Genomic DNA, 14,123 nt, shown 5'->3' with positions numbered 1-14,123 from the left:
CATGGCTGTTATTAATACTAACACCCTGTCTCTGATGACTCAGAACAACCTGAGCAAATCTCAGTCTTCTCTGGGCACCGCGATCGAGCGTCTGTCCTCCGGTCTGCGCATCAACAGCGCGAAAGACGACGCTGCTGGTCAGGCGATTGCTAACCGTTTCACCTCTAACATCAACGGTCTGACCGTTGCTGCACGTAACGCCAACGACGGTATCTCTCTGGCGCAGACGGCAGAAGGCGCACTGAGCGAAATCAACAACAACCTGCAGCGTATCCGTGATCTGACCGTTCAGGCACAGAACAGCTCTAACTCTGCTTCCGACATCGACTCCATCCAGGCTGAAGTTAACCAGCGTATGGAAGAAGTGAACCGTGTGACCAAGCAGACCGATTTCAACGGTATCAAAGTTCTGGATACCGGTACAGGTTCAAGCACCTACAACTTCCAGGTTGGCTCTAAAGATAATGAAACTATCGGTATCACTCTGAGTTCTAGCGATAGCTTCAACCTGGCAGCTGCTGGCAACACCGGCGCGACGCTGAACACCAAAGCGATGACTTCTGGTGATGTTGTTAACGGCAACCAACGTACGACTGCAGCAGAAGGTTTTGACGTTCTGCACGGTGCGGTAACCGGTGGTACAGGTGGTACCGCAGCAGGTTCTACCCCACTGGCAGACATCGATAAGGCAATCAAATCTGTAGACAACCAGCGCAGCCTGCTGGGTGCCTCTCAGAACCGTTTCGAGTCCACCATCACCAACCTAAATAACACCGTGAACAACCTGTCCGCTGCCCGCAGCCGTATTCAGGATTCCGACTACGCGACTGAAGTGTCCAACATGTCCCGCGCACAGATCCTGCAGCAGGCTGGATCTTCCGTACTGGCGCAGGCCAACCAGGTTCCACAGACCATGCTGTCCCTGCTGCGTTAATCGCCGTTATGACAGACAAAAAGCGCCGCATGTCGGCGCTTTTTTTCTTTTAAAATCAAGATGAAATAAGAAAAGAAAAAAAGATCAAAAGATCTAAAGTTTGTAAATGCCCTGTCGATAACCTTTATGAAGGCGATGAAGCCCCTGGCAGCTAGCCGGAACTCATAATCAATTAAAGGATACTTATCATGGCAGTGATTAATACTAACACTCTGTCGCTGATGACTCAGAACAACCTGAGCAAATCTCAGTCTTCTCTGGGCACCGCGATTGAGCGTCTGTCCTCCGGTCTGCGCATCAACAGCGCAAAAGACGATGCTGCTGGTCAGGCGATCGCTAACCGTTTCACTTCTAACATCAACGGTCTGACCGTTGCTGCACGTAACGCCAACGACGGTATCTCTCTGGCGCAGACGGCAGAAGGCGCACTGAGCGAAATCAACAACAACTTGCAGCGTATCCGTGATCTGACCGTTCAGGCGCAGAACAGCTCTAACTCTGCTTCCGACATCGATTCCATCCAGGCTGAAGTTAACCAGCGTATGGAAGAAGTAAACCGCGTGACGACTCAGACTGACTTCAATGGTATTAAAGTGCTGAACACTGGCACTGGCTCCAGCAGCTACAGCTTCCAGGTAGGTTCTAAGGATCAAGAAACCATTTCTATTAGCCTGAGCAGCTCTAACTCCTATAACCTGTTCAACGCCTCCGGCGCAACCTCTGTTACCACTGGTCAGACTATCAATGGTAATGCACGTTCTACTGCTGCAGAAGGTTTCGACGTTCTGAGCGGTACCGTGACTTCCGGTGGTACTACCGATGGTAACCCGCTGGCAGACATCGATGCGGCAATCAAATCTGTAGACAACCAGCGCAGCCTGCTGGGTGCCTCTCAGAACCGTTTCGAGTCCACCATCACCAACCTGAACAACACCGTGAACAACCTGTCCGCTGCCCGCAGCCGTATTCAGGATTCCGACTACGCGACTGAAGTGTCCAACATGTCCCGCGCACAGATCCTGCAGCAGGCTGGCTCTTCTGTACTGGCGCAGGCCAACCAGGTTCCACAGACCATGCTGTCCCTGTTGCGTTAATTCTGATAACGCCAAAAAGGCATCTTCGGATGCCTTTTTTATTTCCCAATCGCCAGATTTAAGCCCAATTATCCAAGCTATTTTTTCTCTTAAACCTTCTTCTTTCCCTCACAATATTGCATTACTGAAAATAGAACTGTAGGCGTCCTTGTGGCGGCGTTGAGGATAAAAAATGCCTGAAATTCTGATAAGTGTAGACAAACTGGACGCATGGTCTGCTTCGTGCACGGAAGTGCTCGACATAGCTGATGCCCTGCTAAGACGGGAATGGCATGTGATTCTATGTACCTCCTTTATTGGGAAGCGTCTTCAGCCAGAAATGGCCAGACTGCAGGCAACTGGAGACCTGACGATTGTTACAGAGAATGCGGGAGAACTGGCCGCACGCTATGACGTTATATGGGTCGTTAAAGGCTTTTTTTGCGAGAAACTGCTTACTGCTCTGTATGAGCAGAAAACGGCGGGCTCTTTTATCTTCCGTCATTATAGTGATTACAATGATCTTTATATTCCATGGGGCGCCGAGCTGGAGAATGCTCTGGCAACACGAGTGCTTGGCCTGTCGGCGTTTACGCAGACTATCCTGCTACAGACGGGGATCGAGGAAGACAAGCTACACCTGATGCCGTGGCTCGTGCCGGACGCTTACTGCGAAGATTATGCTGATCGTGAGGCGCAAGAGTTGCGCCGAATTCTCTATATCGCGGATAAAATGTCCGCTGAAATGTATGAAGTTCAGCAGCGCGCAGCCCAGTCGCAGCTATACATTGAATGGCTCGATTTAAGTGCTCAATCCGGGCGTATTGAACCAGAGTGGCTCGCGGGTTATGACGTTATTATCACGGATGAACAGTATGTTCCAAAAGCACTTGTTCTCGGTGTACCGGTCTTTTTAGCGCACGGGAACTACGTTGAAGGGTATTTGAGCGATACAAATCTTGCGTACTATGAAGCTAACTATTTCTCCGGGGTAAATTTGCGTTTTTGCCCGGGGGCAGACGAGTGGATTCAACTGCTGACCGACGGCTATGAAGATGCCATAAAATGGGTGCATAAAAATCATCAGACGTTCGTATCACGCTGGAGCCTTGAGCAGAATATTCTCACTGTGCTAGATTTTCCTGTGTCGCAAAGGCCTTATACGCTTTCTGAAAAAGATCGCTATGCGCTGGCATTTCACAGCAAAGCGCTGTTGCTCCAGCAGAGCGAAAACTACTCTATTACTCGCTGGATAAAGGATCGAAATATCACGAGCGCGCGTCGCGAGGCTTTACGTGCCTGTGCTGATGCCTTTCCGGACAGAGCCAGACTTGGTGTTGTTATCCTCGCGCAGAATAAAACGACTGAAGAGTACCAGATTACCCATGCATCGGCGCTCGCTCAATCGCTAGTGCCTATCTCTATAGAGGTGGCGTATTCTATTTCCGATATTAATGCGTTACTGGAAAACAGCCCTGCTCAGGCGTTCCTAATGCTCCCTGCGGGCTACACCCTTTTAGATGACGCGCTGCTGCGATTCGCTGAGCACCGAATTCATTACCCGGAGGCAAGTGTCGCCTATTGTGATGAAATGACGGTTGCCGAAAACGATGAACCGATTGTTACCTTGCGCCCCGGAGTTAATATCGATCTCCTGCGCAGTAAGCCTTATATTGGACAGGCGCTGCTAATTGATTGCCATGCGGCAAAGGCCGCTGGTGGGCTGAACCCTCTCTTTGCTTATACGCCTTTTATCGATTTGCTCTGGCGTCTGGTCGAGCTGCAGGGTACCAGTGTCTTAACGCATGTGCCTGAAGTGCTGCTCTGCAATTCTGAACCTGCGCAACGCTGGACTGAGCAGCCAGGTCTTATGGAGCAGCATCGGAACGGCGTACTGGCCCACCTTACGCGACTTGGTATTTCTGCCTCCTATGAGCCGGGAGCCGTTAAAGCTCTACCGCGCCTTCGCTATCACTGGGATGCCCAGCCGATGGTCTCTATTATTATCCCCACGCGCGATCGATTTGCTTTACTAAAGAACTGCATTGAAAGTCTGATGGAAAAGACCCGCTACGTTCGCTATGAACTGATGATTGTTGATAACCAGTCAGTAGAGGGCGATGCCTGTCAGTTCCTGAGCGATTTAGCGAGTCTTGGGCTGGAGCAGGTACGGATATTGCGTTATGACGAGCCATTCAATTTTGCTGAAATGGGCAACGCCGCCGCGCAGCAGGCGAGGGGAGATGTTCTCGTTTTCCTTGATAATGATTGTGAAATCATTGATGGCGCGTGGCTGGAAGCGTTACTGGAACACGCATTACGCCCAGAGGTGGGCGTGGTAGGGGCTCGCCTAGAGTTTAAGGATGGCCGGATCCAGCATGGTGGCTACCTGACTGGCGTTCAAAACGGTGTGGAGGTTGCTTTTGCCGGAGCGGGAGGGGCTGACTCAGGTTTTCACGACTATCTTTACGCCCCGCATAACGTAACGGCAGTGAGTGGTTCTTGTATGATGCTACGAAAAGATGTGTTTTTCGCGCTTAATGGATTTACGCAAGAACGTTATCCCGTCTATTTTGCCGATGTTGATCTTGGAATAAGGCTGCAAAAGCAGGGCTATTTAAACGTCTGGACACCCTATTCGCGCGTTCAACATATGGGCGGAGCGACACGCCTTCTGGCCAATAAATACCAGGTTCCCGAACGACCGATGCTGGAACACTACGCACAGTTGCGTAACGAGTGGAAGGCCGAGCTGCTCATAGATCCTTCATATCATCCGCTCATGCAAAAATCCGGCGCGCTTTTCACCCTGAGTGAAAACAGTGCGCGTCTGCATGCCCCTCTTCCGGGACGTCCTGTACCAGTTGTGCTGGCGCATCATGTTGACTGGAATGGCTGCGGGCATCACCGGGTTATGCAGCCGTTTAAAGCATTGGAGCGTCATCATATGCTGGAGGGCGGTATGGTGAACAGCATTCCTTCAGTCATGGAAGCCGCGCAACTTCAGCCAGATGTGATTTTACTTGAGTCACTCACCGGGAGCCGTTTCCCGAACATTATTCAGCAACTGCGTGAGGTCTGTAATGCCAAAGTTATCATTGAGTACGATGATTTCTTACTTAACGTGCCGTTGAAAAATGGTAATCGTGAAAACTACCCGCAACACATGGTCAAGAGCTTCCGCAAAATACTCGAAAGCGCAGACAGAATTGTAGTCTCAACGGCGCCGCTTGCTGAAGCCTATAGCCGTTTCCATCATGATATCCGCATTGCGCAGAACCGCCTTGCTCCCGACCAGTGGGGGCATTTGCTGAGTCAGCGGGGGGTAGGTAAAAAATTACGCGTTGGTTGGGCGGGGGGGAGTACCCATGCAGGGGATCTCCAAATACTGCTACCTCTGATTAAGGCGCTGGAGAATGACGTTGAATGGGTGTTTATGGGAATGAAGCCGCGTAATGTCCATTGTGAGTTTCACCCTGGCGTTCCTTTCGAAATGTACCCTGAAAAGCTGGCCAATCTGAATCTCGATCTGGCACTGGTTCCTCTAGAAATCAATCAGTTCAATGAATGCAAGAGTAATTTACGGCTGCTGGAAATTGGTACCTGTGGAGTACCGATCGTTGCCACGGATATTGCTCCGTACCGTTGTGGACTACCGGTGACCCTAGTTGAAAACCGTTTTAAAGACTGGATGAAAGCCATTCAGTCCTACCTCAATGACGCGGATTACCGGAGCCGCCAGGGGGATGAATTACGAAATGCCGTACAGCGCAACTGGTATCTGCGCGAAAATGGACTCAATGACTGGCAACAAGGTTGGTTGGCACAATGACTATGCATATAGATCTTCATTCTCCCTACCTGATTGCCGCACCGGACTACCGTGAATCGTCGTTGGGCATTCAGGTGCTTCACCGCTTATGCCATATGATCAATGAGCGTGGTGGTCGCGCCTGGATGGTTGGCTGTACCGTCAACCCCGAATGGAATGCGCCAGCGCTCACGGAAGAAGCCTATGAACAGGTCATCTCCAGCGGCAGGTCATGGATTGCTGTTTACCCGGAGGTCACTACGGGAAATCCTTTTTCTGCGCCGGTAACCGTCCGCTACATGCTAAACAGGGAAGGGGTCATCATGCAAAATGCCATTGATGCCGGTGCCGACGATCTCTTTTTCTGGTATCGCCCTGAGTTTGCAGATAAAGAACCCGATCCGAATATTCTGGGGATTGAATGTTATGACCTCTCACTCTTTCAGGATGACCAGCCAATTAAAGATAAAGACTTTCTCTACCTGAACAGGATCCCTGAATCTGCGCTTGATTTATCTGGGTTACCAGAAAACATCACTATTTTGTCAATGCGCAACCCTTTGTCATTACGCGAACTGGCGATGCTTCTGAAACGCGGGCGGGTGCTTTACACCTATGAGTCGTCTGGCACCTGCCTGCTAGCCATGCTATGTGGCTGCCCGGTCGTTTCGCTGTCTGTTCCAGGCTATGAGCATTATGCGTTGAACGAGCAATCGTTACAGGATATTGGTGGTGCCGGTTTCGGTTACTCCGATTCTCCGGAAGCACTGGACGTCATTCGGGAAGGTCTACCGATTGTCCGCGACGTTGTTCTGGCCAAAAGGCGACTTCTGGAAACCCAGTTTGAGCACTTCCTGTTTCTAACCCAAGCAAAAGCGCAGCAGCACGATGAGGTAAAGGAGCGCAACTCATTCAGCCACTGGATTTCTCACCGTACTCTGCCGACTACGGTTACAGCAGAAACTCGTCTGCTACACGTTATTCTTTGCCTGAATGCGCAGGTGAGCGCTATCGAAGCATCCGTCGCCTCACTTACCCGTCAGGGTGTTGATTCACGCACGATTCTTCTTGTTGCGCCAGAACCTGGGTATCACGCTACGACTATGGATATTCGCGCGGTTACGGTAGATAGCTGGGTTAGTGCTGTCAGGCAACTGGCTGAAACTGAGGACTTCGACTGGCTGCATTGCATCGACGCGGGTGTTGAATATACTGCGGCAAGTATTGGGTTGATGCGTAATATGCTCACGAAGGCCGGGGAATGTCAGGCCATTTATACGGATGAGGCAGTGCGCGCTGATGATGGTGAAATCACTCCGGTACGGAAACCGGATTTCAATCTCGATCTATTCCTCGCTGCGCCTCACCGCTATTTACGACGCGTCTGGTTCCGGCGCGAGAGCTGGCTGGCCACGGGAAAATTTAACCCTGAATTCAATCAGTCTTTCGAATTTGACGCGTTGATCGATTACTTGCTGCAATGGGGAACGGGCTGTATTGGGCATATTACGGATATTATTACCCTGGTGCCTGCCTCAGTATTTGATTTCCCGTCTACGCTCGAAGAAGCACAGATTCTCCAGCGTTATCTGCAGCATCGTGGATTTTCTCAGGCCCGCGCCGTACAGAAAAAAAATCTGACATGGCGTATTAGCTATCCACAGCCAGAACGTGAAAAAGTCAGCATTCTGCTTGATGCGGGTGACGATCCGACGCGACTGATCCGCTGCGTTGAGAGTCTCATAAGTAATACCGAGTGGCAGAACAAAGAGATTCTGCTGGCGGTTGTCGAAAATACCAGTGCAGAAATGATTGATCTCATCAAGCAGATGCAGGAGGTGATGCCACTAACGGCGATCGTCTGTGGCGCTGAGCAAAATTACGCAAGTCGTATGAACCTCCTGGCGCAAAATGTGGCTGGTGATTTTATTTTACTTCTGGATCTCCAAACGCTTTTTGTACTGAAAAACTGGCTGACGACATTGCTTAGTCATGTAATTCGCCCTGAAATAGGAAGCGCAGGACCAAAATTTATCACCGCCGACCAACGGTTGCTGAGTGCGGGAATGATCGCTGGGGCCGATGGTTGGGTTGGGCATGTTGGTCAAGGGGAACCCTGGCAAACAGAAGGCGAGCTGTCACGCTACCAGTGCGAGCAAAACTATTCCATCCTGAGCAGCAACTGTCTGCTGGTCAAGCGCGAAGCATGGCAACGGGTCGGTGGGCTGTCGGTTGAATATGACGACCAGCACGTCAATGATATTATTCTGCCTCTAAAGTTGAAACGGGCTGGTTATCTTGCCGTCTGGTCGCCGTTCAGTGTTGTGGTATCGGACAATACACAGCTTCTTGAAACGGTGTGCGTCAGTGAGAATTCGCAGCGCCAGACATTACTCGCTGAGATGCTGGAGGTTTTCACTGACGATCCGGCCTATAACCGCTATCTCAGTCTACAACGTCCATTGTTCCGCCATGGACCTCTTACGACCAACGTGTCTGACAATCTCTCCTTGACGCTCGCGAAGGTTCTGTTGCTGAAAAATGGTGAGGACTGCGAATACTCGAAACGTATAGCCGACTTGCTGCAGAATCTGTCGACAGATAACGCGATCTGCCTGATACGTGATTCTTCCGACCTTACCGTGCCAGAAATATTGCGTCTCGTACCGAAAATTGTGGTTCTAACCCATGCCCCGGATAAGGCTCTTTCAGCACGTCTTGCGGCCGTGAGCCGGATTATCCCTTTGCGAATTTATGCGCTGGCGGATTCAGCCGGGTCAGACAATAACGATCGGGATCAGGTAAACGTGGTGACGCGGTGGCTTACATGGTCTGCAAAGCGTGCAGCCCAGTTAAGCAAACGAAAAAGGCCGGTGTCGTGTCTGCCGGTGTTGCTAGGGTGTGAATGGGTGGCACAGTCGAGGCCGACGTCGGCCGAACGCAGACGCGTTTTGTGTATACCGGAAGCATTATCCGTAAAAGAGCGAGAATTTATTAGCCGGGTTATCGCCGCCACGCACGCCAGGGTGGATTGGATCATTTTGGGGGCCTGGCCCGCGGCGTGGCTACCGATGGTCGCAGAAACGGTTCGCTGGCAAGAGGAACGGATGTCACCTGAACAGCTGCATCAGTTGCGAGCCGACATAGCAATTATTTTCAGGCTGAACTGCGACCACAACCGTTTTAAAGATGACTATCAGGCGGTTCAGCTCGCAGCCTGTGGGATAGCGATCTTGGCTAGCGATGTCCCTTCATTGCACAACAATCTCCCCTTCCGGCGCCTTAAAGCTGACCCTCAGGTCTGGCAGAACGAAATCGTTAATGCCGACAGATACGTGGTTAGTCAGCGGGAGATTAGCACCTTCATTTACGATCGGGAGTCCATCCCTGAGGTTATCCGCGGGCTGTTTATGTAACAAAGGGTGCTTTCCGGGGCGTTTTTTACCCGGAAAGCTGAGCCGTTTGGGTAATTGAGTCCTGAAAGGTGTCTTGTTTTACCGATAGCAACTGTGTGCTCATCGCTATGATAGGACACCACCCCTTAGTCCACAGGTTTTCATATGAGTGATAACGTCTATGTTACCAGCCCGCTTTTGCCTCCCCTCGAGGAGTTTATTCCTTATCTGGAAAAAATTTGGCAAAACCGGATCCTGACAAACGGCGGCGAGTTTCACCAACAGCTTGAACAGGCGCTAGCGCGTTATCTTGGCGTAAAGTACGTGAGTTTATTCTCGAATGGTACGCTTGCTCTGCTGACGGCTATGCAGACTTTGCGGATCCGTGGCGAGGTGATCACCACCCCGTATTCCTTTGTTGCAACTTCTCATAGTTTGCTCTGGAATGGACTAACTCCGGTTTTTGCGGATATTGATCCCGATACGTTCAATATTGACCCTGAGAAAATTGAATCACTTATCACGCCGCAAACGTCAGCAATATTACCGGTACATTGTTATGGTATTCCTTGTGATACCGTACGTATTCAACAGATTGTCGATACGTATGGACTCAAGGTTATTTACGATGCTGCCCATTGTTTTGGCGTAAAAGAGAATAATACCAGTGTCCTGAACTATGGCGATCTTTCGGTCGTGAGTTTCCATGCCACCAAAGTATTTAATACCTTCGAAGGTGGTGCGATTATTTGTCATGACAGTAAAACCAAACAGAGAATTGACTATCTGAAAAACTTTGGTTTTGCCGATGAGGTCACCATCATGGCCCCAGGTATCAATGGCAAAATGAATGAGATCCAGGCGGCAATGGGCTTGCTCCAGTTGCAGCATATTGACGCGGCTCTTGCAGAACGCAAAGCGATCTATCTGAAGTATGTACAGCTGCTTGATGAATGGCTGCCGGAACTTCGCTATATAACCCCAGCTAACTCGATTGAATGGAATTTCGCCTATTTCCCGGTCCTCTTTGATGCTAGCATTATAAGCGCGCGCGATGAAATTTATAGCACCTTACGACAGCAGAATATTTTTGCACGACGTTATTTCTATCCTCTGATCAGTGAGTTTCAGATGTATCGTCAGTTTGCTACAGCTGATGCCCGACATCTTCCTGTAGCGTGGTTGATTTCGCGAGGCATTCTCTGTCTGCCTATCTATCCCGGCCTGACATATGAAAAACAGATCCAGATTGTGGAAATTATTAGAAACACGTTTTCGCTTTATAAAAATCCACAATGCGTCGCACATAGTGAGTCATAAATAAGGATTAGCAGTTGTGAAAATCGCAGTAATGCAACCTTACTTTCTGCCCTATATTGGTTACTTTCAACTGATGTCAGCGGTTGACCGCTTTGTTCTGTTTGACAATGTGCAGTACGTCAGGCAAGGCTGGATCAATCGCAATCGTATTTTGCAACACAACCAACCTGGCGTTATTACTCTTCCATTAGCGAAGGATTCCCGCTTTCTCGCTATCAACGATCGTCACTTGTCAGATAATTTTATTCGTGAGAATTTGCTCAATCAATTTATTGATGCCTACCGTAATGCGCCTTACTTTCATTCGATATTTCCGGTTGTTGAAGAGATCATCAATTGTTCTCATGAGAATTTGTCAGCCTATATATGTCACTCTCTGATGATATTGCGTCAGATGCTATCTCTGGAGTGTGAAATTATGCTCTCGTCTGATGTTGCCATTGATCATAAATTGCGTGCTCAGGACAAAATATTGTCCATTTGCTCTACTCTGGGGGCGCATACTTATATCAACTTGCCTGGCGGTCGCGAACTTTATGATAGTGAAAGCTTCCAGCGGCAGGATATCAATTTACAGTTTATCCAACCAGAATACGTTTGTTATCGGCAGTTTGGCGCTGAGTTTGTCCCCTGGCTCTCAATTATTGATGTCCTGATGTTTAATAGTAAAAATGAGGTAATCAATTTTTGTCAGCATCGCTGGGCTATGAGTGGTTAAGGAGTATGCGATGATATTACGCGTTAACACCGCCACTGCCATACAAATTGCAGGGCATCTTCGCGTTGGCGAATCTGATTTTGTCGATCATCTCATGAAGCAGGTTAATATTGAAAACTATGCGTCTAAAATTAAAAAATATGGCTGCACCTTTGAAGCGTGGAGCGATAACCAGTTGATTGGTCTTGTCGCGGCATATCTGAATAAGGAAAATCGGACCGGATTTATTACTAACGTCTCTGTACTACCCGGTTGGCAATCATGTGGCATCGGGAATCAATTGTTGCGAAACAGTATTCGCTATCTTGAAGAGGCGGGTGTTGAACACATCAACCTTGAAGTGCTTAGCATCAGAGAAAAGGCTATTAGATTGTATTCAAAACATGGCTTTATCATTTTTTCTGCAGAACAGGATACGCTCATGATGATGCGAAAAAGTAGAATGTCAGGTCCGTCCCAACCCCTTTAATTTGGTCCAGGGAAAGAGTAAGGCAGAAATAACCCCCCATTTCACCCACTATTCTCCCGATTAAAACCCCTCCAGAATCGGATAATCATGCCGATAACTCAACTAACGCAGGGCTGTTTATCGTGAATTCACTCTATACCGCTGAAGGTGTAATGGATAAACACTCGCTGTGGCAGCGTTATGTCCCGCTGGTGCGTCACGAAGCATTGCGCCTCCAGGTGCGCTTGCCGGCGAGCGTGGAACTCGACGATCTGCTACAGGCGGGCGGTATCGGGTTATTGAATGCAGTTGACCGATACGACGCTCTGCAAGGAACGGCATTTACGACTTACGCAGTTCAGCGTATTCGTGGTGCGATGCTGGACGAGCTGCGCAGCCGTGACTGGGTACCGCGCAGTGTTCGCCGCAACGCACGCGAAGTGGCGCATGCGATGGGGCAGCTGGAACAGGAACTGGGACGCAACGCAACGGAAACCGAAGTGGCGGATCGTCTTGGCATTGCTGTTGAAGAGTATCGTCAGATGTTGCTCGATACCAATAATAGCCAACTCTTCTCTTATGACGAGTGGCGAGAAGAGCATGGCGATAGCATCGAGCTGGTGACGGATGAGCACCAGCAAGAAAACCCGTTACACCATTTAATGGAAGGGAATTTACGCCAGCGCGTCATGGAAGCTATTGAAGCTCTGCCTGAACGCGAACAGCTGGTATTGACCCTTTATTACCAGGAAGAGCTTAACCTCAAAGAGATTGGCGCTGTTCTGGAGGTGGGAGAGTCGCGGGTGAGCCAGCTGCACAGCCAGGCCATTAAACGCTTACGAACCAAGCTGGGTAAGTTATAGGTGATTGATTCACCTTAAAAATGCCGCACAACGTATTGACAACCAGGAGTTATCATGACGGTGCAGCAATCTAAAAGACGGCCTTTAAGCCGCTACCTGAAAGACTTTAAACACAGCCAGACGCATTGCGCCCACTGTAACAAGTTACTCGATCGTATCACGCTGGTTCGCCGCGGCGAAATCGTCAATAAGATCGCGATTTCTCGCCTCGACACGTTGATGGACGAAGCAGCATGGCTCGAAGAGCAAAAAGAGTGGGTGGCGCTTTGCCGTTTCTGTGGCGATCTCCATTGCAAAGAGCAAAGCGACTTCTTCGATATTATCGGCTTCAAGCAGTTCCTGTTTGAACAAACGGAGATGAGCCACGGCACCGTTCGCGAATACGTGGTTCGCCTGCGCCGCCTCGGGCAGCATCTGACCGTGAACAACATTTCCCGCGATCTGCTCAAAACCGGTTATCTCGACGAGAACCTGGAGCCGTGGCTGCCTGCGACCAGCACCAACAACTATCGGATTGCGCTGCGCAAGTACGCACAATATAAGGTACAAATGCCGGGTGCCATAAAGCAGAAAGCCCACGCCGGAACAACTTCTGATATATATTAAAAAAGAATAAGATGTAGCGCAGTCGCCTTTGACGTTGCAGGCGATTTCTCTACACTACGTAAAAATTCCACTATATCGGGGTATTTATGAAATTTGCACTTCTGGGTCGTCAGGCGCTGATGGGTGTTATGGCTGTTGCGCTGGTTGCGGGCATGAGCGTGAAAACGTTCGCCGCAGAAAACCTGCTGAATAAAGTAAAAGAGCGCGGTACGCTGCTGGTCGGGCTGGAAGGAACCTATCCTCCGTTCAGCTTCCAGGGCGATGACGGCAAGCTGACTGGTTTTGAAGTGGAGTTTGCTGAAGAGCTGGCGAAACACCTCGGCGTGAAAGCGTCCCTGAAACCGACCAAATGGGACGGTATGCTGGCGTCGCTGGATTCGAAACGCATTGACGTGGTCATCAACCAGGTCACCATCTCTGACGAGCGTAAGAAAAAGTATGACTTCTCCACCCCGTATACCGTGTCCGGTATTCAGGCGCTGGTGAAGAAAGGCAACGAAGGCACCATCAAAACGGCTGCGGACCTGAAAGGGAAGAAAGTCGGTGTCGGTCTGGGAACCAACTACGAAGAGTGGCTGCGCCAGAACGTTCAGGGCGTGGATATCCGCACCTATGATGATGACCCGACGAAATACCAGGATCTGCGCGTGGGCCGCACCGACGCCATTCTGGTTGACCGCCTGGCAGCACTGGATCTGGTGAAGAAAACCAACAACACCCTGGCGGTAGCGGGTGATGCGTTCTCTCGTCAGGAATCCGGCGTGGCCGTTCGTAAAGGTAACGAAGACCTGGTGAAAGCGATTGATTCCGCGATTGCTGACATGCAAAAAGACGGTAGCCTGAAGGCGCTTTCCGAGAAGTGGTTCGGGGCAGACGTCACGAAATAAGTTTCTGACGTAAAAAAAGGCGCTTTTAAAAGCGCCTTTTTTATTTCTTACGCGTCTGCGTGCATAAT

Annotated in this window: 10 protein-coding genes; all 10 read left to right on the top strand. The window is 50.0% G+C overall.

The window, feature by feature from the left end; all coding sequences use genetic code 11:
* Position 1: 1 nt before the first annotated feature.
* The 10 genes from FHC48_RS15260 to tcyJ all read left to right on the top strand — a co-directional run bounded on the left by FHC48_RS15260 (position 2) and on the right by tcyJ (position 14,055).
* Positions 2–934, top strand: a complete 933-nt coding sequence (locus FHC48_RS15260) for a flagellin (RefSeq protein WP_023293880.1) — start codon at positions 2–4, stop codon at positions 932–934.
* Between the two features lie 188 nt (positions 935–1,122).
* On the top strand, positions 1,123–2,028 hold the full coding sequence (locus FHC48_RS15255; protein WP_044596654.1) for a flagellin: 906 nt from the start codon (positions 1,123–1,125) through the stop codon (positions 2,026–2,028).
* A 172-nt stretch (positions 2,029–2,200) separates the two neighbouring features.
* A complete protein-coding gene (locus tag FHC48_RS15250) occupies positions 2,201–5,839 on the top strand; it encodes a glycosyltransferase (protein WP_059365014.1) in 3,639 nt (1,212 codons plus the stop codon).
* Positions 5,836–9,234, top strand: a complete 3,399-nt coding sequence (locus FHC48_RS15245) for a hypothetical protein (RefSeq protein ID WP_059365012.1) — start codon at positions 5,836–5,838, stop codon at positions 9,232–9,234. Before FHC48_RS15250 ends, FHC48_RS15245 begins: the two co-directional genes overlap by 4 nt.
* Before the next feature lie 144 nt (positions 9,235–9,378).
* A complete protein-coding gene (locus FHC48_RS15240) occupies positions 9,379–10,533 on the top strand; it encodes a DegT/DnrJ/EryC1/StrS aminotransferase family protein (protein WP_059365009.1) in 1,155 nt (384 codons plus the stop codon).
* 16 nt (positions 10,534–10,549) lie between these two features.
* The gene (locus FHC48_RS15235; RefSeq protein WP_023293884.1) at positions 10,550–11,251 is read left to right on the top strand and encodes a WbqC family protein; all 702 of its coding nucleotides are present in this window, start codon (positions 10,550–10,552) and stop codon (positions 11,249–11,251) included.
* A 10-nt stretch (positions 11,252–11,261) separates the two neighbouring features.
* Positions 11,262–11,720 carry an N-acetyltransferase gene (locus FHC48_RS15230; RefSeq protein ID WP_059365007.1) on the top strand — a complete coding sequence of 153 codons (459 nt, stop codon included), beginning with the start codon at positions 11,262–11,264 and terminating at the stop codon, positions 11,718–11,720.
* 122 nt (positions 11,721–11,842) lie between these two features.
* Complete coding sequence (locus FHC48_RS15225) at positions 11,843–12,562, top strand: RNA polymerase sigma factor FliA (protein WP_008500338.1); 720 nt, start codon at positions 11,843–11,845, stop codon at positions 12,560–12,562.
* Between the two features lie 54 nt (positions 12,563–12,616).
* On the top strand, positions 12,617–13,168 hold the full coding sequence (fliZ, locus tag FHC48_RS15220; protein ID WP_008500339.1) for a flagella biosynthesis regulatory protein FliZ: 552 nt from the start codon (positions 12,617–12,619) through the stop codon (positions 13,166–13,168).
* A gap of 86 nt (positions 13,169–13,254) precedes the next feature.
* Positions 13,255–14,055, top strand: a complete 801-nt coding sequence (gene tcyJ, locus FHC48_RS15215; protein ID WP_021240470.1) for a cystine ABC transporter substrate-binding protein — start codon at positions 13,255–13,257, stop codon at positions 14,053–14,055.
* Positions 14,056–14,123: the final 68 nt, after the last annotated feature.

This window comes from Enterobacter sp. EC_50, from assembly GCF_019584525.1.
GTDB lineage: Bacteria > Pseudomonadota > Gammaproteobacteria > Enterobacterales > Enterobacteriaceae > Enterobacter > Enterobacter roggenkampii.
Note: the sequence above shows the minus strand (reverse complement) of the source record. Positions and strands in the feature narration are given on the sequence as shown.